Origin of the sequence: Streptomyces sp. NPDC059906 (assembly GCF_042730645.1) — a bacterium.
In the GTDB taxonomy this organism is placed as follows: Bacteria; Actinomycetota; Actinomycetes; order Streptomycetales; family Streptomycetaceae; genus Streptomyces; species Streptomyces rubrogriseus.
Genome location: NZ_JBHWKU010000008.1, coordinates 118,221 through 143,852 on the forward strand (window position 1 = coordinate 118,221; position 25,632 = coordinate 143,852).

19 protein-coding genes are annotated in these 25,632 nt (G+C 74.7%); 11 read left to right on the top strand and 8 right to left on the bottom strand.

What is annotated here, in order from left to right; all coding sequences use genetic code 11:
- Nucleotides 1-227: 227 nt before the first annotated feature.
- Nucleotides 228-470, top strand: coding sequence for a hypothetical protein (locus tag ACFV9J_RS15360; RefSeq protein WP_385354300.1), 243 nt, complete (start codon nucleotides 228-230; stop codon nucleotides 468-470).
- Nucleotides 471-474: 4 nt separating this feature from the next.
- On the opposite strand, the gene ACFV9J_RS15365 is transcribed toward ACFV9J_RS15360, so the two are convergent.
- From ACFV9J_RS15365 to ACFV9J_RS15375, 3 genes are all read right to left on the bottom strand, one after another.
- The gene (locus ACFV9J_RS15365) at nucleotides 475-3,996 is read right to left on the bottom strand and encodes a DUF5682 family protein (RefSeq protein ID WP_385354302.1); all 3,522 of its coding nucleotides are present in this window, start codon (nucleotides 3,994-3,996) and stop codon (nucleotides 475-477) included.
- An 85-nt stretch (nucleotides 3,997-4,081) separates the two neighbouring features.
- On the bottom strand, nucleotides 4,082-9,121 hold the full coding sequence (locus ACFV9J_RS15370) for a DNA-binding protein (protein WP_385354304.1): 5,040 nt from the start codon (nucleotides 9,119-9,121) through the stop codon (nucleotides 4,082-4,084).
- 46 nt (nucleotides 9,122-9,167) lie between these two features.
- The gene (locus ACFV9J_RS15375; RefSeq protein WP_385354306.1) at nucleotides 9,168-10,046 is read right to left on the bottom strand and encodes a DUF4132 domain-containing protein; all 879 of its coding nucleotides are present in this window, start codon (nucleotides 10,044-10,046) and stop codon (nucleotides 9,168-9,170) included.
- 528 nt (nucleotides 10,047-10,574) lie between these two features.
- Here ACFV9J_RS15375 and ramR point away from each other — a divergent pair.
- Nucleotides 10,575-11,183 (top strand): two-component system response regulator RamR, encoded by a 609-nt coding sequence (gene ramR / locus ACFV9J_RS15380; RefSeq protein WP_385354308.1) that lies wholly within the window; start codon nucleotides 10,575-10,577, stop codon nucleotides 11,181-11,183.
- 4 nt (nucleotides 11,184-11,187) lie between these two features.
- On the opposite strand, the gene ACFV9J_RS15385 is transcribed toward ramR, so the two are convergent.
- From ACFV9J_RS15385 to lanKC, 4 genes are read right to left on the bottom strand one after another with little or no spacing between them, the layout of a single operon-like run.
- Nucleotides 11,188-13,023, bottom strand: coding sequence for an ATP-binding cassette domain-containing protein (locus tag ACFV9J_RS15385; RefSeq protein ID WP_385354310.1), 1,836 nt, complete (start codon nucleotides 13,021-13,023; stop codon nucleotides 11,188-11,190).
- Nucleotides 13,020-14,903: an ATP-binding cassette domain-containing protein gene (locus ACFV9J_RS15390; RefSeq protein ID WP_385354312.1), complete on the bottom strand. Its 1,884-nt coding sequence runs from the start codon at nucleotides 14,901-14,903 to the stop codon at nucleotides 13,020-13,022. The genes ACFV9J_RS15385 and ACFV9J_RS15390 overlap by 4 nt, the downstream gene beginning before the upstream one ends.
- A gap of 35 nt (nucleotides 14,904-14,938) precedes the next feature.
- Nucleotides 14,939-15,067, bottom strand: coding sequence for a SapB/AmfS family lanthipeptide (locus ACFV9J_RS15395; RefSeq protein WP_003972313.1), 129 nt, complete (start codon nucleotides 15,065-15,067; stop codon nucleotides 14,939-14,941).
- A gap of 36 nt (nucleotides 15,068-15,103) precedes the next feature.
- Nucleotides 15,104-17,830, bottom strand: coding sequence for a class III lanthionine synthetase LanKC (gene lanKC / locus ACFV9J_RS15400; protein WP_385354316.1), 2,727 nt, complete (start codon nucleotides 17,828-17,830; stop codon nucleotides 15,104-15,106).
- A gap of 225 nt (nucleotides 17,831-18,055) precedes the next feature.
- Here lanKC and ACFV9J_RS15405 point away from each other — a divergent pair, with 225 nt between their 5' ends.
- The 7 genes from ACFV9J_RS15405 to ACFV9J_RS15435 all read left to right on the top strand — a co-directional run bounded on the left by ACFV9J_RS15405 (nucleotide 18,056) and on the right by ACFV9J_RS15435 (nucleotide 23,740).
- Nucleotides 18,056-19,135 (top strand): Rieske 2Fe-2S domain-containing protein, encoded by a 1,080-nt coding sequence (locus tag ACFV9J_RS15405; RefSeq protein ID WP_385354318.1) that lies wholly within the window; start codon nucleotides 18,056-18,058, stop codon nucleotides 19,133-19,135.
- A complete protein-coding gene (locus tag ACFV9J_RS15410) occupies nucleotides 19,132-19,302 on the top strand; it encodes a hypothetical protein (RefSeq protein ID WP_385354320.1) in 171 nt (56 codons plus the stop codon). Before ACFV9J_RS15405 ends, ACFV9J_RS15410 begins: the two co-directional genes overlap by 4 nt.
- Complete coding sequence (locus tag ACFV9J_RS15415; RefSeq protein ID WP_385354322.1) at nucleotides 19,299-20,252, top strand: PDR/VanB family oxidoreductase; 954 nt, start codon at nucleotides 19,299-19,301, stop codon at nucleotides 20,250-20,252. The genes ACFV9J_RS15410 and ACFV9J_RS15415 overlap by 4 nt, the downstream gene beginning before the upstream one ends.
- 144 nt (nucleotides 20,253-20,396) lie before the next feature.
- Complete coding sequence (locus tag ACFV9J_RS15420; protein ID WP_385354324.1) at nucleotides 20,397-21,368, top strand: ABC transporter substrate-binding protein; 972 nt, start codon at nucleotides 20,397-20,399, stop codon at nucleotides 21,366-21,368.
- Nucleotides 21,365-22,138 carry an ABC transporter permease gene (locus ACFV9J_RS15425; RefSeq protein WP_385354326.1) on the top strand — a complete coding sequence of 258 codons (774 nt, stop codon included), beginning with the start codon at nucleotides 21,365-21,367 and terminating at the stop codon, nucleotides 22,136-22,138. Before ACFV9J_RS15420 ends, ACFV9J_RS15425 begins: the two co-directional genes overlap by 4 nt.
- The gene (locus ACFV9J_RS15430; protein ID WP_385354328.1) at nucleotides 22,135-22,914 is read left to right on the top strand and encodes an ABC transporter permease; all 780 of its coding nucleotides are present in this window, start codon (nucleotides 22,135-22,137) and stop codon (nucleotides 22,912-22,914) included. Before ACFV9J_RS15425 ends, ACFV9J_RS15430 begins: the two co-directional genes overlap by 4 nt.
- 34 nt (nucleotides 22,915-22,948) lie before the next feature.
- Entirely contained in the window at nucleotides 22,949-23,740 is a 792-nt protein-coding gene (locus tag ACFV9J_RS15435) for an ABC transporter ATP-binding protein (protein ID WP_385354330.1), read from the top strand.
- A gap of 7 nt (nucleotides 23,741-23,747) precedes the next feature.
- On the opposite strand, the gene ACFV9J_RS15440 is transcribed toward ACFV9J_RS15435, so the two are convergent.
- Nucleotides 23,748-24,407, bottom strand: coding sequence for a hypothetical protein (locus ACFV9J_RS15440; RefSeq protein ID WP_385354332.1), 660 nt, complete (start codon nucleotides 24,405-24,407; stop codon nucleotides 23,748-23,750).
- A 232-nt stretch (nucleotides 24,408-24,639) separates the two neighbouring features.
- Between ACFV9J_RS15440 and ACFV9J_RS15445 the strand changes: the two genes are divergently transcribed.
- Together ACFV9J_RS15445 and ACFV9J_RS15450 are read left to right on the top strand one after the other, a co-directional pair.
- Complete coding sequence (locus ACFV9J_RS15445) at nucleotides 24,640-25,296, top strand: helix-turn-helix domain-containing protein (RefSeq protein ID WP_385354334.1); 657 nt, start codon at nucleotides 24,640-24,642, stop codon at nucleotides 25,294-25,296.
- A 95-nt stretch (nucleotides 25,297-25,391) separates the two neighbouring features.
- Nucleotides 25,392-25,628, top strand: coding sequence for a hypothetical protein (locus tag ACFV9J_RS15450; RefSeq protein ID WP_385354336.1), 237 nt, complete (start codon nucleotides 25,392-25,394; stop codon nucleotides 25,626-25,628).
- Nucleotides 25,629-25,632: the final 4 nt, after the last annotated feature.

A 25,632-nucleotide genomic window follows, 5' to 3' on the forward strand; every position in this document is an offset into this window, starting at 1 on the left:
CCCCAGCGGACGGGACCGTTTCGGCACACGCAGCCGCCCCAGCAGACGGGACCGCTCCAGCACACGCAACCGCCCCAGCAGACGCGGCTATTTCGCCGAACGGGGCCACCCCAGCAGACGGGACCGCCCCAGCACACGCAGCCGTTTCGGTGGGCGGGGTCGGGGCCGCGACCGGGGCGGTGCCCAGGGCTGCGGTGCGGTGCAGGCAGCGCGGGGTCAGGAGGCAGGTGCAGCGGGCCTGGTCCGGTGAGGTGATCGTGCCGGACGGGCCGGGGGCCAGGGTGACCAGCGCGTCCTCGCCGCAGCGGATGCCGTACGTGCCGTCCTCGGCGGCGTCGACGGGGGTGGCGGCCAGCGACTCGACGGCCGCGTCGAGTCGGCGGCGCAACCGGGTGGACAGGCCTTCCACCGCGGCGGCGAACACCTCCGGCGCGACCGGCGGGAGCGAGGGGGCGGCGCCCGGGCGGTAACGGGTCATCGGGCGGCTCCACGGACCTGCGCGCCGACCCAGCGGGCGAGCGAGAGCGGGCCGAGGGCGGCCACCGGCATTCCGGCGGCCACGAGTCGACGGGTGACGGGCACGGAGTAACGGGGCGTTCCCTCGCCGTCCAGCGCGGCGCAGCCCAGCAGCCGGACGCCGGCGGACACCAGGGCCCTGGCCTCGGCCAGCAGCCCGTCGACGGCGGCGCCCTCCTCGAAGTCGCTGACGACCACCACCAGGGTCCGGTCGGGCACCTTCACCAGGGAGCGGGCGTGGGCGAGACCGGCCGCGACGTGTGTCCCGCCGCCGACCTCCACCTCGAGCAGCAGGGAGAGGGGGTCGGCGACCAGGCCGGTGAGGTCGGCGACCTGGGTGCTGAAGGTGAGGAAGTGGGTGGAGAGCATGGGTGCCCCGCCCAGGATCGCGGCGGTGAGCGCCGACCAGACGACCGAGGTCTCCATGGAGGCGGAGACGTCGACGACCAGGATCAGCCGCCAGTCGTTCTGCCGTGCGGTCCGGGTCCTGAACACCGGCTGCTCGGGGACGACTTCGACCCGCCCGTCCTCCCGGCGGCGGATGTGCGCGAGGTTGGCCCGCAGCGTGCGGGGCAGGTCGAGGGGGCCGCCGGGGCGCCGGGTGGGGCGCGGGGTGGCCAGGCCCGTCAGGGTGGGGCGCAGGCGGGTGGCGAGTTCCTTGGTGAGTTCCTCGACCAGCCGCTTCACCAGCGGCCTCAGGCTCGCCACCCGCTGCTCGGGCATCCCCCTGGCCAGGGTCAGCACGGCGGACAGCAGTTCCACGGAGGGCCGAGCCGAGGCCGGGTCGAGCAGGGCGATGGCGTCCGTACGGCCGTCGGTGACGGCACGTGCGAGGACTTCCTCCCGGATCTCCGCGCCGAACAGCGTCCGGAGGTCCTCGGCCCAGTGCCGGACGCTGGGAAAGCTCCGGGCTCCGCCGCCGGTCCGGTCCTCGCCGCCGCCTCCCATGGTCCCGCTCGCGCCGGGTTCCGGCTCGCCGCCGTCCCCGCCCGCTTTGGTCTCCCGGCTCTCCTCGGCCGCCTCCTCGCCCTCCCGGTCGAAGAGTTCGTCGAGTGCCCGGGCGTACGGCCGCAGGGCCGCGGGGAGTCTCGCGGTGTCGCGGCCGAGCAGCAGCCGCCAGCGGTCCGCGGGCCCGAGCCGTGGGGCTCCGGCTCGGTGCGGGGCCCCGGCGCCGGAGGGCTCCGTCGGCGGCGCGGGAGCCGGCGCCGCCCCGGCGTCCATTGCCGCCGGGGCGTTCACCAGGTCCGCCAGGCCCAGCTCCCGGAGCAGGGCGAAGCCCTCCCCGTCGGCCGCGGCCCACCGCCCGACCAGCTCGGCCGGCGCGGGGAGCCGCAGGTCGGGCCGGTCGCCCAGGCGGTCGGAGACGGCCGTGAGGACACGGGTCCGTCCCTGCGGGGTGAGCGCCCGGAAGCCGCCGCGCAGGGCGTACAGCCGGTCGAGGAAGCCGCGGTCGCTCATGGTCTCCACGCGCTCGAACAGCGGGCCGAGGGCGGGGGACGCGGACTCGATCAGGAATCCGGCCGCGACCAGCACCCCGGTGAGCCGGCGCTCCAACCGTCGCCGTCCGTCGGGCCCGGTCGCCGTGTCCACCCAGCCGGCGAGCCTCGTCCCGAGCAGGTCCGAGCCGTCGAGGTCCAGCAGTACCCGGGCGGCCTGGGCGGCGCCCTGGAGGAGCGGGGAGCCGCTGCGGGAGAGCGCGTACAGCTCGCCGTCCAGCCGGAGGCCGAGCCGGTCCGCGGCGCTGCGGACGGCGAGGGTGACGACCGCGACGGCGTCCCGGGGCTCGTCGCTGCCCGCCAGCCCGGGCAGGACGCGGACGGCGGCGTCCAGCAGGAGGCCGGCGAGCCGGGCCGCCCGGGTCCGGACGCGTTCGGTGGTGCCGGGCAGGTGCCGTCGGCGTATGGACTCCAACAGGTCCAGGGTATCGAGGAGTTCGGGCAGTGCGGCGGCGCCCGGCAGGACGCGCTCGGCCTCGGTGAGGCCGTCGTGGAGCAGGTCCGTGAGGGCGCACCGGGCCGCGGCCCCCAGGAGGGCGACGACCCGGGCGGGGGTGACCCGCCCGGCCTCGGCCGCCCTGCGGTGGTTCTCCCGGAGGGTGCCGTCGGCCGCCTGGGCGGCGGTCACCCCGCGCACGCCGACGAGGTCGAGGCGGGCGGCGACCGACGGGGTCCACGCGGCCCGCCACCGGGTGGTGAGCGCACTGCCCTCCCCGGCCGCGGTCACCTCGACGGGCTCCGCGTAGCCCACCCCGCATTCCCTCAGGCGCTGGAGCAGGATCTCGCGCCGGGCGTCGAGCGCGGAGCGCAGCGGCGTGAGCCGGAGGTCCCGGCTGCCCGGGCCGCCCGGGCCGGGCAGCCGCAGCGCGGCCAGTTCGGCCTCCACCCAGGGTCCGAGTCCGGAGCGGGGGGTGCCGGGCGCGAGGCGGCCGCGTCCCGTGCCGACCAGGACGGCGCCCAACTCCCGGTCGAGGGCCTGGCCCCGGCCGAGTACGGACGTCACCGCCTCCACCAGTTCCCGGCGGCCCGGTGCGGGCAGACCGCGCAGGGTGCCGAGGTCACCGGCCAGCCGCAGGGCCTCGACGGCCTCACCGGTGCCCGCCGGGTCGCCGGACGCGCGGATCTCCCGGCACACTTCGGTGAGGAACCGGGCGGCGGCGGCACGGACGCGGCCGGGGTCGCCACCGGCGTCGAGCACCGCCTGCCGCCAGCGCGGGGCGCGGATGCCGGCGGGGTACCCGGAGCCGGGGTCCAGCAGGGCGAAGGCGTACGGCACGAGGGACGTGACGACCGGGGAGCCCGCCCCCGGCCCCGCGTCCGGCCCGGTCTCCGCCACCGGCCCCGGGGTGCCCTCGTCGGACAGTCCGGGCACGTGGAAGGCGCCGATCACCGCCGCGACCCGGCGCTGCCCCTGGGCGGCGAGGACCCGGCGCATGTGTGCCTCGCGGGCGAGGTCACCGGCACCGATCCCGGCGTGGGCCGCGGTGTCGTCGCGCAGCGCCCGCCCGAAGGCGAGGGCGGCGCGGCGCACGGCCTCGGGAACGCTGCCCGGCGCCAGTGCCTCGACGGTGCGGTCCCACAACTCCTCGACGTCGACGGCGGTTTTGTCCGGCGCTCCGCCGAACCACGCCGGGTCCGCCAGCGGCAGATCGCAGCAGACCACCTCCGCGCCCCGTTCCCGCGCCCAGCGGATCGCCGCCAGTTCCGGCGAGAAGTCGGCGAGCGGGTGGAGCCGCAGCCGGCCGTCCCCGTGGGCGCCGCTCAGGGCCACCGGCGCCACGGTCCGCGGATCGGCGAGGTACGGCAGCCAGGGCTGGAAGTCGGCCGGCAGTTCCACGCAGACGACCTCGGCGTCCGCGGCGTCCAGCAACCGGGGGACGGCGACGGCCAGTGCCGGACTGTGGTGACGTATGCCGATCAGGTACGGCTGCGTGCCAGCCGTAGGCACCACCACCTCGGTGACGGTCTCTTTGCGTGCGGTCATGGGTCCAGGTGCGTGGGCGTGCGGAAGGTGGACAAGGAGGAGGCGGGGACGGCCGCCCGACGGCCGTCCCCTTCGGTGGCGGACGTCAGCGGCGGCGCCTGCCCGGCCGCGGCACCTCCAGTTCCTCCAGGCGCGGCCCGTCCCCGTCCTGGACGCGCTGCCAGGCCTCCCGGTACAGCCCGGCGACGGGCCGGGTGGGCACGACGACCCCCAGGACCGGCGCCTCGCCCTCCAGCAGGTCGTACATCGGCAGCTTCCACCGCTCCAGGGGGAGGTGCGGGTTCGGCGGCCGGGTCCAGCCGCCGGGCAGGAACAGCGAGCGTCCGGCCTTGGAACGGCTGCCCTCGACCACGAGGTCGGTGGCGGCCAGTTCGGCGCGGGCCGCGCGGAGCCTGGCCGTTCCGCCGCGCTGCCCGCCCCAGCCGGTCCAGCGGGCGGTGTTGCGGTCGGTGGGGTCCGGCATGGCGAGCAGCATCAGGTAGAGGACGGCGGCGTCCTCGCCGATGCCGTACCGCTTGGCCGCCTCGCCGACCAGGTCGGGCACCGAGCGGGCGGGGTCCTGGGGCCACCACAGCCCGTCCGCGTCGCGCTCTCCCGCCATCGGGTGGCCCGGGTCGGCGAGCAGTTCGGCGAACGGCCGGTCGTGGACCAGGCGCAGTGCGGTCTCCTGGGCGTTCGGCCGCTCGCCGGTGAACAGTGCCGCCAGGTGCGGGTCGTGACCGGCGGCGTCCAGCAGCGCGGGCCGGACGGCGGGGACCGGTTCCGTCCGCTCGGTGCCCAGGACGACCGAGCCGTGGCGCTCGAAGCCCTCGCCCGTCTCGGCGGGGTCTGCGGCGGCCCGCCGGAACGCCTCCCAGTCGACCACCCGCCGGTCGAGGGCGAGCAGCAGGCCGGGATGGGCCAGCCGTTCGCGCAGCGCGGTCAGGACGCCGGGCAGGGCGGCGCGCAGCGGGTCGCCGGACGGGAGCCGGTGGGCGAGCCATGCGGCCAGGGACACCGAGCCCTTGAGGACCGAGCCGTCGAAGCCGGGCGACTTCTCGGCGGACTCCACGTAGTAGCGGCCGATGCTCCAGGTCAGGTCCTTCGTCAGCCGGGGCTCGGTGGCCAGGTCCACGAAGCCGCGCAGGGCGTCGGCGGGTGCCCAGCCGACGGGCTCGACGGTGCGGACGGCGTCGTGCAGCACCTCTTCGGGCAGCGGGGTCCGCCGGCCGAAACGCCCGTTCCAGACCTCGGCCGCGCGGGCGGTGTCGGGGCCGTGCGTCCACAGCCGGGAGGGTTCGGTGGGCAGCAGTGCCGCCACGACGGCCCGCAGGGCGCCGCTGTCCAGGGACCTCAGCTCCTCCTTGGACACGCGGGCGTCGGCGGACTTCACCCCGACGACCTTGAGGGTCGCGGCGGGCACGCTCGTGCGCTTGTCGTCGGTCTGCGGCATGCCGGCGAGCACCAGCCGGGCCGTGGTCGGGGTGACGCCGGTGAGCCGGGCGAACTCCTCGGCCGCCTCGGGGCGCCAGGGCGCGGGGCCGCGCTCGGCCAGTTCGGCGCGGAAGGCGGCGACCCAGCCCGGTGCCCGGGTCGGCTCCGGCACGAACGGCTCCTGGGACACCGGCGTGTAGGGGGCCGGCGTCTCGAAGCGGCCGGACGGGTCGTGGTGAATCGCGCCGTAGTGCTTGCCCTTGATCTCGTAGTACCCGTACTCGCGGACGAACTGGTACCAGTCGTCCGGGAAGACGAGGAAAGCGCCGCCGTCCAGGTTGAGCACGGTCCCCCTCCCGTACCCGTACGTGGCGCCCGGCCCGTCGAAGGTGTCGGGGTCGAAGGCCAGGTGCACCCGGCGCCAGTGGCCGGGGTCCAGCTCCGTCAGCCCCTGCGCGTCCAGTTCACCGAGGAAGGTGTCCAGCGCCTCCCGGTACTCCGGCACGGTGGCCTCCGAGGCCGCCCTGAGCGCCACCACGGCGGGCAGTTCGGGCAGGGCCACCGCGTTCAGGCGCTCCAACGGGCCCCTCCTGTCCAGCGACAGGTGCAGGATGCCCGCGGGGGCGGGCTCGGCCGGCCCCTTCATCGAGCGGGCGAGGAGCTGCGGCAGCTCGAAGAGGCTGTGCTGGAAGTCGTAGTACCGGCGTGCGTCGCGTTCGGTCAGGCCGACGCCGTTCAGCGCGGAGGCGAGCAGGCGGTCGCCGAGCGCGGGCCGCGGTTCCTCCGGGGTGATGCCCCGGACCGCCGAGTCCAGCCGGGCGAGCAGCCCGTCCAGGACGCCCTGTTGCTCGGCGGCGTAGCGGGCCACGCCGGTGATGCCCCGGAGCAGCGCCTCGTCGCCGACCTCCGGGAAGAGCGTGCGGACGGGTCCGGGCACCGCGTCCCGGTCCGCCGCCCCGTCGTCCCCGGCACTCTCGGCGACGGCCGCCGCCAGCAGGGCCGCCGCGACGTCGTCGCCGACCCGGCGGAGCGCCGCGGAGCCCTGCGGGTCGCGGGGCCGGAGCAGGTGCCAGTAGCGCAGGGGCGGCAGCAGGGGGGTGCCCGCGGAGAAGGGGCCGGCTGTCTGATCACGCGTGAAGTGGGCGAGCACCGCCTGGTCGGAGTCCCGCAGTTGGAGGTTGCTCGACCATCGCATCACGGTGACGGCCCGGTCGGTGCCGGGGAAGACCAGCGCGTTCTCCGGGCTCCCGCCCACCCGCCACCGTACGACGACCGAGTGGCCGGCCAGGTCCTCTCCCTGCCGCGAGCCGTCGGGCCGGACGATCACCCGCCAGCCGAGCAGCCCGTCCACCGGGGCGCACACCGGGCCCGGTTCGGTGGACGGGGCGGGCAGCAGCCATGTGGTGCCGAGGGTGCTGCCCTCCGGTGCGGCGCGCAGCCCCTGGGCGAACCAGTCCGGACCGCCGCGCTCGCCCACCGTGTCGTCGGCCGGGTCGTAGGCGTGCCAGGTGCTGTTCTTCTCACGGGACCAGTCGTCGACCCAGACCCAGTACGAGGTGCCGTCGCCGATCACCCGCCGCCGCCACGGGACGTGGGTGTCCCCGGGCCGCAGCACGCCACGGCCGCTGGTCGTGCCGCCCCCGGGGAGCGGGAGGGTGGCGGGCGGCATGCCGTTCGTCCCCTTGCTGCCGTCCGCGTGGCAGGCGTAGGAGGAGCGGACGTCGCCGACGAGTTCCGTGGGCGGCGAGATGCCCGTGTCGGGGTGGTACCAGTAGCCGTGCGAGGTGGACGTGGCGGACGCGTACCAGGAGACGAGCAGTTGGCCGTCCACGTACCGGACGTCGGGGCGGCCCGGGCCCCCCTCGTCCGGGAGGCGCAACTCGTGGCTGAGGACCGTGCCCTGCGCGTCGAGCACCCGGGCGTGCGTGCCCTGAAGGACGACGAGGTGGGGCCAGGCCTCGGCCACGCGTGTCGCGCGGGCCTGCTCCGGGGACGCGGACGCGCCGATCGCCTCGTCCCAGGCGGGCCAGCCCAGTTCGTCGACGATTCCGTCGCGCAGGGCCCGGGCGAGCACGGGCGCCATGCCGGTGCCCAGCGCGCCGCGCACCTCCTGCTCGGCGGTCGCCAGGATCTCGCCCGGCAGCCAGTTCAGCGTCTCGAACGGGCCGCTGTTGAGGGCGAAGTCGCCCAGTCCGCTGGTGAGGTAGCCGCGGCTGACCCCGGCCACCCACTCGGCGAGCATCGGGCGGCCGCCCGGCGACTCGGCGAGCCGGGTCACGGTGCGCTTGTCGATGCCCTCGCGCTCGTAGGTGGGGCAGCCGCTGCGGAACACCTCCCGGAAGCGGGTGTCGGCCTCCAGGGCGAGGAGGTCGCGCCGTTCGTCGCGGTCCGCCCAGTCCTGGAGGTTGAGCCACGGCCGGTCCTCGGGGTCCCCGACCGGGATGTCCAGGGCGAGGAGCTGGTCGAGGAGGTTGACGTCGCCGACCGGCGGCCGCAAGGTACCGCCCTCGTCGTTCAGTTCGGCGCGGAGGGCACCGGCCATGCGGTCGACGAGGGGGTACAGCCCGGACGGTGCGATGTGCCGCTCGTGGGTGCGGCACAGGGCGAGGAACCGGCGCGTCCAGCCGGCGGTGCCGTCGGGGGACCGGGCCTCGGCGGGCAGCGCGGCGTCGCACAGTCCCTCGGTGGCGCCGGTCTTGTCCAGCAGGTCGAGCCACTGTCCCAGCTCCTCGTGCTCCCACTCCGAGGGGAGCAGTGCGAGCAGGTTGCCGCGGGCGGCGGGTTCGCGCCGGGTCAGCTCCGTCAGGGCGGCGCGGTGCGCCTTCCACCAGCCGGGCGGTGCCTTGCGGGTGCCGGGCAGCGGCAGCACCTCGCGCAGATAGGCCGTTTCCTCGGCGAGCGCGTTCCTGCCCGCGACGGCCTTCGCCAGCCTGCGCAGATCGCCCGCGCCGGGACTCGACGGGGCCACGCCGTGCGCGGCGAGCCGGACGAAGAGCCCGCGCAGGTGCCGGAAGGCGGTGGCGGCCGGCACCCGGGACGAGAGTCCCTTGGCGTAGCTGGAGAGCACCTTGGTCGGCATGGCGTCGGCGAGGGCGAACTCCAGGAACACCGCGTCCATGCGGGCCTCGTCGAACGGCAGGGCGTGGGCCGTCTCGGCCTTGCGCGCGTTGACGAACATCTGCGAGGCGTACGCCTTCTCGCCGGCGGCCAGGAACACCCGGCCGGCCTCCTCGTAGAAGGTGGGCAGGAAGTGCGGCACGGAACCCGCGAGGCGGGCTCCGATCGACTCGTAGGTGGCGCGGGCCCTCTTCGCCCGGGAGCGCACCGTCCTGGCGACCTTGTTCATCTCCTCGACCAGGGACATCGCGAGGTGGCCGTCGGTGGGGTGGCGGACCAGCACCCACTCGGGGAAGCCCATGGCCCGGTGCTGTCCGACACCGACCTCGACCGGCTCGCCCACGGGCAGCAGCCCGAGGAACCCGCCACCGTCCCCGCCTGCCGGGTCTCCCCCGGCGGGTTCCGTGCCGGACGGGTCGGCGGGCGTCAGGCGTACGACGATCCGGTCGTCCAGTCCCGGATGCCGGTAGGCCCGGGTGAACACGGGCACGGCGCGGTCGCCGCCCCCGGTGGTGCCCGGCGGCAGTACCGCACCGGCGCGCAGCAGCTCCTCCACCTCTGCCGCCACCCCGTCCCGGGTCGTGCCGTCGCTCATGATCGTGTGCCTTTCGTGGGTGTGGTGCGTACCGCTGCCGTGGCGTTCACTCGGCGCCGTCCGCGGGCACGGTGCGGCCGGCGTGCAGGGCGGCCGCCATGCGCATGCCCTCGGACCAGGCGACGGGGCCGACCTCGCGCAGCGGGAGGCTCCGGTACTCGTCCTCGTGGCTCCAGGCCAGAGCGCCGGTCCAGGCCTTCTCCTCGGTGTAGGGATCGCTCATGCCGACGGAGACGGTGACGATGCGCCCCGCGTCCCGGACGCGGTCGACGATGCGGCCCCCGGAGACCTGGTAGCCGAGGGACGTGGCACGGGCGGAGAGGTGGAACCACGAGCGGTACTCGGCACCCGCGAACTCGGTGACCACGTCGGTGTCGCCGCCGTAGGAGTCCCCGGGCGCCGGCCAGGTGGCCCGGTGGATCTGCTCCACGCCCTGCACCACGCCCGACTCGGCGGCGAAGGTGCGCAGTTCCTCCAGGTCGGGAAGGAGGACCGGGTGGGGCATGGTCACCGTGCGGGGGGTCAGGCGGACGGTCTCGCCGTCCAGGTTCACCACCCGCAGTCCGTGCGACTCGTCCGCGTCGCGCAGGAAGCCGACCTCGTCGGGGCCCTCGCCGACCACGACGACGTCCCGCAGGGCCGCCTGCCACGCCTCGTCGGGCCAGACCCGCGCGAGCAGACCGGTGGGCACCGGGAGCGAGGACACCATCCAGTTGTCGACCCGCGCCACGCACTCGGCGGCGTGCCGGTCGAGCCACTCGGCGAAGCGCTGGAGTTCGACCACCTCGGGGCGGTCCCGTATCTCCGGGGGCGGCGTTCGTTCCCGCTTGCCCCGCGCCGGGGACTTCGCGGACGCGGACCGCGCCACCACCCGGCCCTCCACCAGGGCGACTTCGTACGTGTCGCCCGCTGCCAGCCAACCCATCAGCTCTTCGCCTCTCCCACTACTAGGAACACACGGCACAGCACACGGGGCCCCCGAATCGGCACGCTCCGCTGTGGCGTTGGCCAAAGACTAGGGGCACCCACCGACAGCCACGGGAGCCGACCGCGCGGTGCTTTTCGCGCCAGATTGGACAGCGGCGGTTTTCGGCCGGGCCCGGTGCCGCCCGGACCGCGGGCCGGTCGGGCCCGGGCGGCGGGCGCGGCCGGCCCCGGGCAGCGGCACCCGCCCTGGCCAGGAGGCCAGGGACCGCGGTGCGCGGACGGCGGACTCTCGTCGGTTCCCGCACGGGCCTGGGTCGTCCGCGGATTGGTGTGTTATCCGCCCTTCTTCGCTGCCGCACCCGTCTCGACCGTCCCCCGACAAGGCTCTGACGACGGCGAATTGCCTCCGATGCGGTTCGCACGTGCGTACGCGTCGTGTTCCGCCGTCCCGGATGGGGGCACATGGCCCGATGGCGCGGGGGCGCGCGGAGCCCGGCGGCCCGGACGGGGCCGCCGCTGACAAGGGGTGGGGGAGATGGTTCGTATTGCCGTGGTGCACGACGAGAAACTGCTGCGGTCGGCACTGGTGCAACTGCTCAGATCCGACGACACGCTGGACGTGTCCTCGCACTGCCTCGACGCCGACGGTCCGGAGCTGAGTGCGGCGTTGCCCGCCGACGTCTGTGTCGTGGACGGAGAGTGCCTGACGGGGCCGCAGGACGGAGGCGCCGGACGCCTGCGGGCCCGGTACGGGGACCGGCTCGTGGTCCTGGCGACCGCCAAGCGGCCGGGAGTGCTGCGCCGGGCGTTCGACGGGGGCGCCCTCGGGCTGGTCGACAAGAACGCCCCGGCCCATCGGCTGATCACCGCCGTGCACACGGTCGCCCGGGGCGAACGCTTCCTGGACGAGACGCTCACCGTGGCCCTGCTGAAGGGCGCGGAGATGCCGTTGACCACGAGGGAACTGGGCGTGCTGGCCCTGGCTTCGCAGGGGGCGCCGATCGCCGAGATCGCGGCGCGTCTGCACCTGTCCCGGGGAACGGTCCGCAATTACATGGCCACGGCGGTCCGGAAGGTGGGTGCCCGCAACCGCGTCGACGCGATCCGCATCGTCCAGAGCGCCGGCTGGACCTGACGCGTCATGAGTTCCAGTGCCCCGTCAGGTCCCGGTAGAGAGGCGAACGGCCCAGCAGTTCGGCGTGCGTTGCGCACTGCGCCCCTACGCCGTCCAGCACCAGCGTCCGGTCCGCACGGACCGCCGAGGACAGCCGGTGCGCCACCACGACCAGGGTTTTGGACCGCCCGGCGAGGGCCTCCTCCGCGCGGGCCTCGGAGGCCGGGTCGAGATGGCAGGTGGCCTCGTCGAGCAGCAGCAGGGGGGCGGGCGACAGGTACGCGCGGACCAGCGCGACCAGTTGCCGCTCCCCCGGCGAGAGCTCGGCGGGGCGCACCGTGGCGTCCAGCCCGCCCAGGCGCTGGACCAGGGGCCCGAGACCGAACACCCCGACCGCCGCGTCGAGTTCGGCCCGGCACGTGTCCGTCCTCAGGTACGCGAGGTTGTCGCCGACGGTGCCGGAGAACACGTAGGCGTCCTGCGGGACCAGCACCCGCAGTGCGGCGAGCTCGGCGGCGGGGCGCCCCGTCACCACGCGGCCGGCCACGCGTACCTCGCCGCGGCTCGGCGCGAGTGTTCCCGCGACGAGGCGGGTGAGGGTCGACTTCCCGATGCCGCTCGGTCCCACGACGGCGAGGTGTTCACCCGGCGCGACGCACAGGTCGAGCGCGTCGAGGACGGGCTCGGCGCGGACGCCGTAGGACAGGGTGACGGCCCGCAGTTCCACCGCCGGGACCACAGCGGTGTCCACCGCGAAAGCCGCCGCCGCCGGTGCGCTCACGGTCCTCGGCCCCGACTCCGACTTCAGCACCGGCCCCAACTCCGGCTCCGACCTCGACCCCAACTCCGGCTCCGGCTCCGGCTCCGGCTCCGGCTCCGGCTCCGGCTCCGGCTCCGGGCCGAGGATCCGGTCGAGGACGACCAGCAGCCGGGACCCGGCCGCGCCCAGCGCGGTCATCAGGGTGTGCAGGGCGGGCAGCAGGGACTGGACGAGGTAGGTGAACGCGCCCAGCAGCGCCCCCACGCTCACCCCGCGCCCGCGCAGCCACTCCACCGCCACCAGCAGCGCCAGCACCGGCAGGTGGCCCGCGACGCCGAGCGCCGCCGTGCGCACCGCCGCCCATCCGGCCAGCGTCCGGGCGGCCGCGGCGGCGTCGGCGACCAGGTCCGCGCCGCGCCGCTCCACTCCGGGCCCGGTCCCGCAGGCGGCGAGGTCCCGCAACGCCGCACGCGCGCCCGCCGCGTGGTCGCCCAACGCCTCGTCGGCCGCCAGGGCCCGGCGCTGAGCGGCCGCCATGGGCCGCAGCGTGACCAGGAACAGCGCGAGCCCGGCCGCCAGCGGGGGCAGCACCACCACGAGCAGGGCCGGGTGCAGGGACAGCAGGCCGAGCAGGGCGCCGGCGGCGGTGAAGACGAAGGACCGCAGGGTGAGGACGAGACCGGCGAAGCTGTCCCGGGCGATCTCGACCTGGTTCGTCAGCCGCGAGACGGCCGCGCGGTCCGTCCCGCCGGGTCCGCCCGGCGCCGCCCGGGCCATGGACCGGTCGACCGCACGCCGCACCAGGCCGTCGCGCAGCGGCTCCGTCACCCCGGCGAGCTGCGCGAACACGCCCCGGACCACCCGGGCGCCGGACAGTACGGCGACCAGCGCGACCCCGAGCCACAGCAGTCCCCGGCGCGGATCACCGGCGAGGAACCCCTCGTCGACGGAGCGCGCGACCGCGTGGCCGACCAGGAAGGCCTGCCCCGACTCGGCCAGCGACCAGAGCGCGAGCCGTACCAGCACGCCCTTGCGGTGGGCGAGGAAGCGGCGGGCCGGCGGTGCGAGGCGGCGCAGTGCCCCGGCCTCGGCGGACGTCACGGGCGTGCCTCTTCGGGCTCAGGACGGCGTACGGCCCCCGGGCCACTCCCGCCGACACCAGCACCGGAACCGGGCCCGGAACCGGCATCAGCACCCGCATCAGCACCGGCATCAGCTCCCGCGCCGGCGCCGAAGACCTCCCGGTACCCCGCCGTGTGCCACAGCTCGCGATGGGTTCCGACGGCGCGCACCTCACCGTCCTCCAGCCAGAGCACCAGGTCGGCCCGGTCCGCGACCGACGGGCGGTGCGCCACCACGAGCCTGGTCCCCGGCCGCACCGAGCGACGCAGCGCCAGGTCCACCTCGTGCTCGGTGGCGGTGTCGAGACTGGACGTGGCGTCGTCCAGCACCAGCAGCCGCCCGGCGTGCGCGAAGGCCCGCGCCAGTCCGAGCCGCTGGTGTTCCCCGCCCGAGAGGGGTGCCTGCGGCAGCGGGGTGTCGTAACCGTGCGGCAACCGGCGTACGAAGCCGTCGGCGCCCGCCGCCCGGGCGGCTTCGCGTACCCGCTCACGCGACGACCGCCGTGCCCCGGTGGCGACCGCCTCCGCGACCGTGCCCTCCCCCAGTACGGGACGTTCGAAGGCGTACGCCACCTCGGTGCGCAGCGCGTCGTGCGTCAAGCGGTCGAGCCGGACGCCGTCCAGCAGTACGTGTCCCTCGTCGGGGTCGATCAGCCGTCCCGCGACGGCCGCCAGGACGGACTTGCCCGCCCCGCTGCGGCCGACCACCGCGACCGTGCTGCCGCCCGGCACCCGCACACCGTCGGCGCGCAGCACCTCCCTGCCGCCGCGCAGCACGCGCACCCCGCACAGCCGCAGCTCTCCCGGACCGTCCGGAGGCAGCCGCCGCGTGCCGTACGCCGTCGCGGGCATCCGTTCCAGCTCCCGGGTCCGGCGCCGTGCCTCGCGGGCCCGGACGATCGCCCCGAGGAGGGACGCCGCCGCGCCGACGCCGGCCGTGAGCTGCGCGTACCGGCCGACGGCGAGCAGGTCCCCCACGCTCAGTTCGCCGGCCGCCAGCCGCAGCCCGCCGACGGCGGTGGCGGCCAGTGTCAGCAGCGGGACCAGGACACCGCTCCGGCCGAGCGCCCGTCCGTGCAGCGTCCACATGTGCCGCCCCTGGGCGGCCAGTTCAGCCAGCGGTGCCAGGACCCGGGCCCGCTCCCGTTCTCCGGTTCCCGCGGCGGCGATCGTGTCCGCGCCCTCCAGGGCTTCGAGGAGCCGGGAGGCGATCAGGGACTGGGTGCGCTGGTAGGCGGCGACCGTGGCTCCGGTGTCGCGGGCGAAGGAGCGCAGCAGCAGCGCCAGGGCGGGCAGCCCGGTCAGCACGCAGAGCGCCACCCACACGTCGACGAGCGCCAGCGCCACCAGGGCGCCCAGCGGGGTGATCAGTGAGGCGGCCAGCGCCGCGCGGGCCGCCGGAGCGCCGCCCGCGTCGGCGGAGTTGAGGGTCAGGCGGGTCCCGATATCGCCCGGCGGGTACGGCCGCGCGTGGTCGGGGGCGGTGCCCAGCAGTCCACGCAGGGCGCGGGTGCGGACGGACGCCGTCCAGGCGGCGTTGCAGCGGCCGGTGAACAGCGAGGTCGCGCTGTCCAGCAGCAGTTCGCCCAGGAGCAGCCCGGCGCTCAGCGGGAGCCACCATCCGGCGTCGCCGTCGCGCAGGAGCAGATCCAGGGTGCGGCCGAGGGCCAGGGGCTGGGCCACCGCCGCCGCGGCCGCCGCGACCGAGCACAGCAGGACCAGGACTTCCAGGGCGCGCCCCGGCGCCTGCCGCGGCACGGGCGGCCTGCTTTTTCGCACCGGCGAAGACCTCCGTACGTCGTGCGCGGGCAGGCGTCGGCGCCCCGGGCCGGAACCCGGGGCGCCCGCGCCCGGCGACATGGCTCACCACATCGCCATGGCCGTCAACTCCTGCGTCAGTTACAGGTGGTGATGCTCAGGCTGCTGTCGCCGCAGAGCAGGAGGCTCGCGCGGCTGCCGGTCTCGACGTCCCCCATGGCCTCTTCCTTGGGGGTCTCCATCGACTGCAGGTCGAACAGGTTCATGACGATTCCTTTCGTTCGGCAAGGGGTGTGCTTTTCTCACGGCTCCTGGTGGGGCCGAGTCGGGGGGCCGCCGCTTCGGGGCGGCGGCGGCAGGAACGGCAGTCCGGCGGGTGCGTCGCCGAGGACGGAGGCGACGGCGAGCAGGCATCCGGCCGTTCCGGTGGAGAGGTCCATGGACAGGCGCATCATCTGCTCGCCGGGGAAGGCGAGCCGGTCGTGGTAGGACATGGCGTGCCAGGACAGGGCGTCCAGTTGGCGCCGTACGGCCTGCGGCCCCGTGCCGGGCGCCGTGGCCGTGGTGCGGCCCAGGTGCAGGACCATTCCGGCCACGCCCCGGTAGAGCCCGGGCTGGGCGTAGAACATCGCCTGGGCCGCGGCCACGATCTCGTCCCCGGCCCGTGCGAACTCCTCGTCCGCCCGGTGCGCCAGGTAGTCGTCCAGCACCATGCCGATGCCCACGCTGCCGGCGCCCAGGTAGGGCATGGTGCGCCAGCCCTCGTCGACCTGCAGCGCGCCGCCCGCGCCGCGGACGCAGCGGGCGAGGTCCTGGCGCAGCGCGTCGCGGGCGAGGTCGAGGAGGGCGGAGTCCCGGGTGCGTTCGAAGAGCCGGAGGAAGAACAGGGCCCGCCCCGCGCCGCCGTACAGCAACCCCGCACGGGCGCGGCCGCGGCTGACGCGGTCGGCCGGCACGCGGTCGGCGGGCACGCGGTCGGCCCGCAGCCCGTCGGCGGCCAGTTCGGCGCAGTGCAGCGCCGCCGAGTGGAGCGCGGGCTGACCGGTGGTGGCGGCCAGCGACTCCAGGGCCAGGCCGAGACCGGCGGTGCCGCCGTGCAGGTCCGGGCCCAGGTGGTCGAGCGGCTGGTCGAGGAGGAGTTCGGCGAGGTCGAGGGCGCGGTCGCGGTGGCCGAGGCGCTCCAGGGTCCAGGCGAGTCCGGCGAGCCCGTCGTGGAAACCGAGCGGCATGCCCGACGGCGGTCGCTTGGTCCGCTCCAGGAGCCACTGCTCGCCGTCCTCGTCCCGTCCGGCCCCGCTCTCGGCCAGGGCGTACAGCACCCCCGCCGCACCGTGGGCGAAGGCCAGCCCGCCGCCCGCCGTGGCGAACTGCGCGATGTCACCGGGGAAGAGGCGGTCCGTGCGGGAGGGCGTCGCGGAGGCGCGGATCGCCGCCGCCATGGAGTCCCGGCTGCGCGGCCAGTCGTCCGGCCGGACGGGCGCCACCGGCCCGGCGGACCGCCGCGCCGCCGGGGCCCCGTGGACGCGCGTGGTCTCGTCGACGCGCGTGCTCCCGTCTAGGCGAGCGCTCCCGTCAAGGCGCGTGCTCCCGTCAAGGCGCGTGATCTCGTCGACACGCGTGATCTCGTCGACCGCCGCGTCCAGGAAGGCCCGGTCCACCGGGAACTGCTCCGCCACCACCTCCGCGAGGTGCGCCGCCTTGTGCCGGTCGACGGCCAGCAGACTGGTGAGCGGGAGGAACAGCGCGAGCCGCAGACAGGCCAGCGCGTACCGGTCCACCGCCACCCCGCGCCGGTCGGGAGGCGCCACGAACCCCGGGTTCGCCACGATCTGCCGTCCCGCCTCGTCGACGTGGTGGGCGGCCTCGAAGTCCAGCAGGGCGACGCTGTCGTCGTCCCGGACCATGATGTTGAACAGGTGCAGGTCGTTGAAGACCACACCCCGGGCGTGGACCTCCGCGACGGCGCGTTCCACCCGTGCGTGGACGTCGAGGGCCCAGTCGGTGTACTCGGCCAGTCTCCGCTCGTCCGGGTCGGCCTCGATGAGCGGATGCCGGCGGGCGAAGAACGTGTTGAGCGGCTTGCCGTCGATGTGCTCCAGGACGAGGAAGTGGTGCTCCCCGACCGTGAGGTGGTCGAGCACCTCCGGTGTGCAGGCGAGCCCCGACAGCCGCTCCAGCGCCCGGCGTTCACGGTGCAGCCGGGTCACGGCGTCGGCGCCGTCGGCCGCCAGCCCGGCGTGCGGACGGGCCTCCTTGAGGACGACCCGCGCACCGGTGCGGGTGTCGCGGGCGAGGTAGACGCCGCCGCCGTTGGAGAAGTGCAGCGCCGACTCGACGGTGTACGGCATGCCGGTCACGGTCACCGCGGAGCGGGCGTCGAGGTGCGGGCGCAGGAAGGCGGGCGGGTCGACCCACTCCGGGATGCGGAAGACCGGACCGCGCAGGTCGGGCACCAGCACACCGTCGGGGCCGGTCACGGCCGGCCGCAGTTCCCCGTCCGCGTCGTAGCAGTCGCGCCGGGTGAAGCCGCCGTAGCGGACGTGCACGGGCCCCTCGCCGATCCGCAGGTCGCTCAGGATGTGCGGTCCCGGCTCGCCGGCCAGCAGCTCGGACAGCTCGCCCACGAGCCGTTCGAACTCCGCCTCGTTGGCCGGGTACACGGTGACGAACTTGCCGCTGCCGGCCCGGTCCGCGTACTTGGCGTTGCGCTGGTGCAGCAGGTAGCGGCTGGGCACGAACTTGAAGGCCGTACCGCCGTCGACGCAGTGCCGCCACACCCGGTCGAGCACGGACTCCGCGTTGTCGAGGCAGGCGGAGACATGGATCTTCCACCCCTGGGCGGGCAGGTCGGCGTCGGCCGGACGCAGGGCGAGCCAGTCGCCTCTCTCGTGGCGCTGCCACCCCTCCGGTACGGGCGAGGACGCGGCGGCGTACCGGGAGCGCGCGGCCCCGGTCCGGTCGGCCGTGCGGTGCGGGGCGTCGTAGAAGTACGGGTCCGCGTCGCAGTACACGGCGTAGCCCTTGTTCACGCCTGCTCCCTCCCACCGGTGGCTGACGGAGACGACGCTGTCACGCGGCGTACCGCCCCGGACAGTTGCGGCTGTCACCACTCCGAGGTGCGGAACGCACAGGTAACTTCGCGGCGGCGAAACTCCCGGAGCGGGAGAATTCCGCGTGGCGGAAGTGCTGTTGCCGGAGCGGGACGGCGTGGCGATGGTGTGAGCACACGACGTCGAGGACGACGGGAGCCGCGCATGCCGCACATGACCACCTTCGCCAGGAACCAGTGGTACGTCGCCGCCTACAGTCACGAGGTGGGGCGCGAGTTGCTGGGGCGCACGGTCCTCGGCGAACCGCTCGTGCTCTACCGGTCCGAGGAGGACGGGAGCCCGGTCGTGCTGCACGACCGCTGTGTGCACCGCCGCTATCCGCTGTCCGAGGCGCCCACCCGGCTGGACGGGGACCGGATCGTGTGCGGGTACCACGGGTTCACCTACGACACGACCGGCACCTGTGTGTACGTGCCGGGTCAGAAGCGGGTCCCGCGCACCGCCCGGGTGGCCTCCTACCCGGTGGCCGAGCGGGACTCCCTGGTGTGGGTGTGGATCGGCGACCCGGCCCTGGCCGACTCCGAGGCGGTGCCGCGGGCCCGGCACCTGGACGCGCCGGGCTGGGTCACCGTCCGGGGCATGGAGCCGATCGACGCGGACTACGGGCTGCTGGTCGACAACCTGCTCGACCTGTCCCACGAGACGTACCTGCACGGCGGTTACATCGGCACGCCCGAGGTCGCCGAGACGCCGATCACCACCGAGGTCGACGAGGGCGCGGGGATCGTCCGGGTGAGCCGGCACATGGACGACGCCGAGTGCCCGCCGTTCTACGCCAGGTCGACGGGGATCAGCGGGCGCATCGACCGCTGGCAGGACATCGAGTACCACGCGCCCTGTCTGTACGTGCTGCACAGCAGGGTCGCCCCGACCGGCGTCGCGCCCGCGCCCGACGGCGGCGATCCGGAGGGTTTCCACACCGAGATCACCTACGCCATCACGCCGTCCGGCGACGGGAAGGTGTACGACTTCTGGGCGGTCTCCCGGGACTGGGCGACGGACGACGCCGAGGTCACCGAGTTCCTGTACAAGAACAACCGCACGGTCGTCATGCAGGACGTCGACGCGCTCAACCTGCTCCAGCGCACGCTCGGCGGCGAGCGCGCCGGCTACCAGGAGCTGAGCATCAACATCGACACCGGTGGTCTGGCCGCCCGCCGCATCCTGGCCCGGCTGGCCGAGGAGGGCGAGGGCGCCGGGACGGGGCCGCGGGTGGTCCGGTGAGCGGGGCCGGCGGCGAGGTCTACCGCGTCGACTGGCTGCCCGGCACCGACGTCCTGCACGGCACCTGCCACTGCGGAGCCGAGCACAGCGCCGAGGACCCGGTCGCGATGTGGGAGTGGATGCTCGCCCACCCGCAGGGGCACGACCGTGCGGGTCACGGCTCATGACCCGGTACGAAGGCCGGTACGAGGCCGGGCTCGTCGTGGACCGCCGGGAGACCGCGGCCGACGGCGTGCTCGTCCTCACCCTGCGCCACCCGCTGGACGAACCGCTCCCGGCCTGGGAGCCCGGCGCCCACGTCGACGTCGTCCTCGGCCCGGGCCTGGAGCGGCAGTTCTCGTTGTGCGGCGACCCGGCCGACCGGGCGGTGTACCGGATCGCGGTGCTGCGCGAGACCGACGGCCGGGGCGGCTCGGCCTACGTGCACGGCAGGTTGCGGGCCGGGGACGAGGTCCGGGTGCGCGGTCCGCGCAACGGCTTCCGGCTGGAGCGCGCGCCCCGCTACCGCTTCGTCGCCGGCGGCATCGGCATCACCCCGATCCTGCCGATGCTGGCCGCCGCCGAGGAGTCGGGCGCCGAGTGGAGCCTGCTGTACGGCGGTCGCACCCGCGCGGGGATGGCGTTCACCGGGGAGCTGCGGCGGTACGGCGACCGGGTCGCGCTCGTCCCCGAGGACGAGTCGGGACGGCTGGACCTGGCCCCCGTGCTCGACGACGTCCCGCCGGGCACCCTCGTCTACTGCTGCGGGCCCGGCGGGCTGCTGGACGCCGTCGAGGCACGCTGCCCGGCCGGGAGGCTGCGCGTGGAGCGGTTCCGTCCGAAGGAGGCCGGCGTACCGGCCCCGGCGGAGACGGAGTTCGAGGTCGTGCTCGCGCGCAGCGGCCGTACGCTCACCGTCCCGCCGGGCGTGTCGGTCCTGGACGCGGTCCGGGAGGCCGGGGTGGAAGTGCTGCACTCCTGTACCGAGGGCACCTGCGGGACCTGTGAGACCGACGTCGTCGAGGGCGAACCCGACCACCGGGACTCGGTGCTCACCGAGGAGGAGCGGGCCGCCGGGGAGACGATGCTCGTCTGCGTGTCCCGGTGCCGCGGCCGGCGGCTCGTGCTGGACCTGTGAGTCCGCGGCGGCGCACGGCCGGTTGAAACCTCAACGGCCCATCTCGACACGGGCATTGACCACGGCTCCGTCCCGGCCCTACGTTCCCGCTGAGCACGTTCCCACTGAGCACGTTCCACTGAGCACGTTCCTCCAGGGGGAGTCATGCGTCGTCTGCTCGTCGGCCTCACGGCCGTGTCCGTCCTGGCCGCCGCGACGGCGTGCGGCTCGTCCGACGACTCCGGGGGGCCGGACGGGACCGGCTCCTCCGGGGGCATCACCGAGGTCGAGGTGGGCCTCATCCCCATCGTCGACGTCGCGCCCCTGTATCTGGGTCAGAAGAAGGGGTTCTTCGAGAAGCAGGGGCTCAAGCTGTCGTTCTCCAGCGCGCAGGGCGGCGCGGCGATCGTGCCGGGCGTGGTCAGCGGCCAGTTCCAGTTCGGCTTCAGCAACGTCACGTCGCTCATGATCGCCCAGTCGAACGACGTGCCGGTGAAGGCCGTGGCCAACGGCATCGCCTCGACCGGTGAGGTGGGCAAGGACTTCGAGGCGCTCACCGTCAAGGGGGACAGCCCGATCAAGTCGCCGAAGGAGCTGGAGGGCAAGAAGGTCGCCATCAACACGCTGAAGAACATCAACGAGACGGCGGTCCGGGCCTCGGTGCGCAAGGCGGGCGGCGACCCGGACGAGGTGGAGCTGGTGGAGCTGGCCTTCGACCAGATGCCGGCCGCGCTCGACGCCGGGCGGATCGACGCGGCGATGGTGGTGGAACCGGCGCTGGCCACGATCAAGAGCCAGGGCGGCCGGGAGATCGCCTCCCCCATGATCGACGTCGCCCCGAAGCTGACGGTCGCCATGTACTTCACCTCCACCGAGTACGCGCAGGAGCACCCGGAGGTGGTGGAGAGGTTCCAGGCGGCCACCGCCGAGTCCCTCGCCTACGCGGACACGCACCCCGACGAGGTCCGCGAGGTCGTCACCACGTACACGAAGATCCCGGCGGACGTGCTGGCGAAGGTGACCCTGCCGAAGTGGCCGGCCGAGCCCGATCGCGCCGCCATCGAGGAGCTGGCCAAGCTCGGCGAAGCCGACGGTCTGTTCAAGCGGACGCCGGACCTGGACAAGCTGCTGCCGTGAGGGGCGAGAACGCCGCACTGGGTGCGGCCGGGCTCGCGGCCTTCCTCGCCCTGGGCGAGGCGGTGCCGCGGCTGGGCCTGGTCGAGGAGGAGTACTTCCCGCCCACCAGCCGCATCGCCGACGCACTCGGCACGGAGGTGGCGGACGGCGCCTTCTGGACCGCGCTGGGCGACACCCTCACCGGCTGGGCGCTCGGCCTGGCCGTGGCGGTCGGCGCGGGGATCGTGGTGGGCGTGCTGCTGTCCGTGGTGCCGTACCTGCGCGCGGCGACGGCGTCCACGATCGAGTTCCTGCGCCCGATCCCGTCGGTCGCGCTGATCCCGCTCGCGGTGCTGCTGTACGGCACCGAGCTGCGGTCGGTGCTGCTCCTGGTCGTGTACGCGGCCTTCTGGCAGGTGCTGATCCAGGTGCTGTACGGCGTCCAGGACGTCGACCCGGTCGCCGAGGAGACGGCACGCTCGTACGGCCTGGGCACCTGGGCGCGGGTCCGGTACGTGCTGTGGCCGACCGCGCTGCCCTACGTCATGACCGGGGTGCGGCTGGCGGCGGCCGTCGCGCTGATCCTGGCCGTCACCGCCGAGTTGGTCGTCGGGGCGCCGGGGCTCGGTGCCCGGATCGCGGTGGCGCAGACCTCGCAGGCCGTGCCGGAGATGTACGCGCTGATCGTCGTCACCGGTCTGCTGGGCCTGCTGATCAACGTCGGCGCGCGGTGGGTGGAGCGGCGGGCGCTGGCCTGGCACCAGTCGGTGCGCGGGGAGGTGGCGGTGTGAGACGCCTGCTGCTGCGGCTGGTGCTCGTGCTCGCCCTGCCGGTGGTCCTCGTGGCCCTCTGGTGGGTCTCCTCGTCGGGCAGCGAGGACGTGTACTGGCCGCCGCTGCGGACGATCGTCGAGACCTTCCCGGAGGTGTGGACCGGCGAGCGGTGGCGCGGTGACGTGCTGCCCAGCGTGCTGCGGCTCGCCGCCGGTTACGCGCTGGCGGGCGTCGTCGGTGTCGCGCTCGGCACGCCGATCGGCTCCTACCGGCGGGTGCGGGCGGTGTGCGAGCCGGTGCTGGAGTTCCTGCGCGCGGTGCCGCCGCCGGTGCTGGTGCCGGTGATCATGCTGTTCGCGGGCATCGGCGACACGATGAAGATCGTCGTCATCGCCGCCGGGTGTGTCTGGCCGGTGCTGCTCAACACGGTCGAGGGGGTGCGGTCGGTGGACGCGGTGACGGCCGAGACCGCCCGCTCCTACGGCATCACGGGTGCCGCGCGGCTGCGGCACGTGGTGCTGCGCTCGGCGAGCCCGCAGATCTTCGCGGGGCTGCGCCAGGCGCTGTCCGTCGGCATCATCCTGATGGTGATCAGCGAGATGTTCGCGGCCAGCAACGGGCTGGGCTTCACCGTCGTGCAGTTCCAGCGTTCCTTCGCGATCCCCGACATGTGGACCGGCATCCTGCTGCTCGGTCTGCTCGGCTTCGTGCTGTCGGTGCTCTTCCGGCTGGTCGAGCGGCGGGCGCTCGGCTGGTACCACGGCCTGCGCGCCGCCGCCCGGCGGTCCCGGTGAAACCCGTACCTCGTGACTCGTGAAAGGGCGGTCCATGCTCGACGTACGTGGCCTGAAGAAGGTGTACGAGGGTGCGGGGCGGCGCGTCGAGGCGGTGCGCGATCTGACCTTCACCGTGGCGGCCGGTGAACTGGTCTGCATGGTCGGCCCGTCGGGCTGCGGCAAGACGACGTTGCTGAAGTGCGTGGGCGGACTGCTCGAACCGACGGCGGGCGAGGTCTTCCTGGCCGGCCGCAGGGTGTCGGGGCCGCCGCCCGGGACGGCGTTCGTCTTCCAGGAGTACGGGCGCAGCCTGTTCCCGTGGCTGCGGGTCGGCCAGAACGTCGAACTTCCCCTGAAGCAGAAGGGGTTGAGCAAGGCACGGCGCAGGGAGCTGGTGGTGGACGCGCTCGCGTCGGTCGGGCTGGCGGACGTCGCCGGGGCCTACCCGTGGCAGTTGTCCGGCGGCATGCAGCAGCGGGTGGCCATCGCGCGGGCGCTGGCGTACGAACCCGAGGTGCTGCTGATGGACGAGCCCTTCGCGGCGGTCGACGCGCAGACCCGCGCCGACCTCGAGGACCTGGTACGGGCGCTGTGGCGGGAGCGGGGCATCACGGTCCTGTTCGTCACCCATGACATCGACGAGGCCGTCTACCTGGGCGAGCGGGTGATCGTGCTGTCCGCCTCCCCCACCGTCGTACGGGAGCAGCTCCGGGTCGACCTGCCGGACGGGCGGGACCAGGTGCACACCCGGGTGGCTCCCCGCTTCGCGGAGTTGCGCACCCATGTGTACGAGCAGATCCAGGCGGCGAAGCGCGGCGTGTCCGCCGCCCCGCCCCCGCTCTGACCACCCCTCACTCGGCGGTGGGGACGACTCTCAGGTGGGCGGGGGCGTGGCGGGCACGTGGTGCGCGGTGGGCGGCGCGGCGCGGCTCCCTGAGGACCAGCGTCAACCGCGTGTAGCCCAGCTCCTGGAGCGACGCGGGCGTTTCGACCACGACCCGGCACTCGGTGGTGCCGCGGCGCGGGTCGGGGTGGTGCAGCGGCCTTACGGCACCGTCGTGTTCGACGGCCCGCGCTCCGACGGCGCGGATCCAGTGCGGCAGGCCCTGGCGGTAGGCCGCCTCCATGATCGGGTCCTGGGCGATGTCCCGGCGGACGGCCTGCAGTCCGGGGTCGTGGCCGTACCGCTCCAGGGTGGCGGCGAAGTGCGCCAGCATGGGCAGGCACCAGCTCGACTCGTGCTCGCCGAGGACCGTGGCGGCGTCCGGGTGGAAGAGGACGAAGCGGAGGAAGTTGTCGTCCGGCATGGCCGTCGGGTGCGGTCCGGCGCCCTGGAAGAGTGTCCGGAAGGCGCCGTTGGCCAGCACCACGTCCCAGCGGTGGTCGACGACGAGGGAGGGGAAGGGGACGGCCTCCAGGAGGGCGGTGTAGTCCTGGAGATAGGCCTGGGCTTCGGGGGTCGCGGGGGCGGGCCGCGGCGCCGGCCGCTGCCCACCTGCCTGAAATGCCATCGGGAGGTCACCCCTCTTGCCTATGCGGCCTTCTCGCGGCGTCCGCATCCTGTCGCCCCGACGCGAGGCGTGTCAACTATCGTGGCATTTCGTGCCTGTTGACGGCTGAAATAGGCCACAGTTGTGGCGATGCCTGGATGTGAGTTCGAGCGGCAGGCTACTCTCCGGGAAGTTCACGGCAACTGCTTGTGAGAAGCCTGTGAGGCCTGTGAGAGACGTAGGAGAGCTGTCGGTGACGGGTGGCTTCGAAGGTCCGGGCGCCAAGCCGACCACCACGCTGGCCGCCGTCGTCGCCCGGGTCGGCGCCCTCGCGGACCGGCTCGACGTACCGCACGCCGAGGTCTTCGACGTGAGCCGGCTGTCCGCCGCCTCCGGCGTCCCCGAGTCCGTCGTCGGGTCGCTGCTCGGGGGCCGGCCGACGGGCGAAGCCGACGTGCAGACCAGGTTCGTGCAGCGCCTGGACCTGCTGCGCCGCACCCGGCTGAAGCCCAACGGCCGCAAGTACACCCAGCAGGAGATAGCCGACGGCGCCGGGATGTCGCGGCAGCAGGCCGGTGCGCTCATCAACGGCGACCGGCGCCCCACCATGGAGCACTGCGACGCCATCCAGCGCTTCTTCCGGGTGCACGCCGGATTCCTCACCGCCGAGGACCCCGAGGCGCTCGCGGGCGCCCTCCAGCGCGCCGAGCAGGAGCTGCTCCAGCAGCTCGCCGACCGGGAGCGGGAGGCGGCGGCCCCCGCCGACGACCCGTTGGAGCGGCTGCTCCAGGACCACGGCGTGCGCGGCATCGCCTGGCGGGCCGCGCAACTGCCCACCGACCAGCACCGCGACAAGGTCGCCGAGTGGCTGGACATGCTCCTGGAAAGCGTCCAGCGGCCCGAGTCGTGAGGACGGGATTGTCAGTGGTGGACGGCAAGCTGGGAGGGTGCCGCCGCCGTGCGGGGGCGCGTGACCGCTGACGTCGTTGTGGGGAGAGCCGACCGATGACCACCGCCGTACTGACCGATCACGAACGCACCGCCGTCCAGGCCTACCTGCGGCTCCTGCACACCGTGCGGGCCGGTTTCGACACCGGGAGGGGCCCGGACGACTCTCCCCGCCCGCCCGTCGTCCCGCCCTCCGTGCTGGCCGAGGCCGAGCAGGCGCTGCGGGACGCGGGACTGACGGGGAACGAGGAGGCGTTCTTCCGGCTGCTGCGGGACTGGTGCCCGCCCACCTGACCGG

Excerpts from the sequence above, each read along its gene's own strand:
- ACFV9J_RS15365 (WP_385354302.1), bottom strand. The coding sequence starts at position 3,996 with ATGACCGCACGCAAAGAGACCGTCACCGAGGTGGTGGTGCCTACGGCT.
- ACFV9J_RS15370 (WP_385354304.1), bottom strand. The coding sequence starts at position 9,121 with ATGAGCGACGGCACGACCCGGGACGGGGTGGCGGCAGAGGTGGAGGAG.
- ACFV9J_RS15375 (WP_385354306.1), bottom strand. The coding sequence starts at position 10,046 with ATGGGTTGGCTGGCAGCGGGCGACACGTACGAAGTCGCCCTGGTGGAG.
- ACFV9J_RS15390 (WP_385354312.1), bottom strand. The coding sequence starts at position 14,903 with ATGTCGCCGGGCGCGGGCGCCCCGGGTTCCGGCCCGGGGCGCCGACGC.
- ACFV9J_RS15395 (WP_003972313.1), bottom strand. The coding sequence starts at position 15,067 with ATGAACCTGTTCGACCTGCAGTCGATGGAGACCCCCAAGGAAGAGGCC.
- ACFV9J_RS15405 (WP_385354318.1), top strand. The coding sequence starts at position 18,056 with ATGCCGCACATGACCACCTTCGCCAGGAACCAGTGGTACGTCGCCGCC.
- ACFV9J_RS15415 (WP_385354322.1), top strand. The coding sequence starts at position 19,299 with ATGACCCGGTACGAAGGCCGGTACGAGGCCGGGCTCGTCGTGGACCGC.
- ACFV9J_RS15420 (WP_385354324.1), top strand. The coding sequence starts at position 20,397 with ATGCGTCGTCTGCTCGTCGGCCTCACGGCCGTGTCCGTCCTGGCCGCC.
- ACFV9J_RS15435 (WP_385354330.1), top strand. The coding sequence starts at position 22,949 with ATGCTCGACGTACGTGGCCTGAAGAAGGTGTACGAGGGTGCGGGGCGG.
- ACFV9J_RS15440 (WP_385354332.1), bottom strand. The coding sequence starts at position 24,407 with ATGGCATTTCAGGCAGGTGGGCAGCGGCCGGCGCCGCGGCCCGCCCCC.
- ACFV9J_RS15450 (WP_385354336.1), top strand. The coding sequence starts at position 25,392 with ATGACCACCGCCGTACTGACCGATCACGAACGCACCGCCGTCCAGGCC.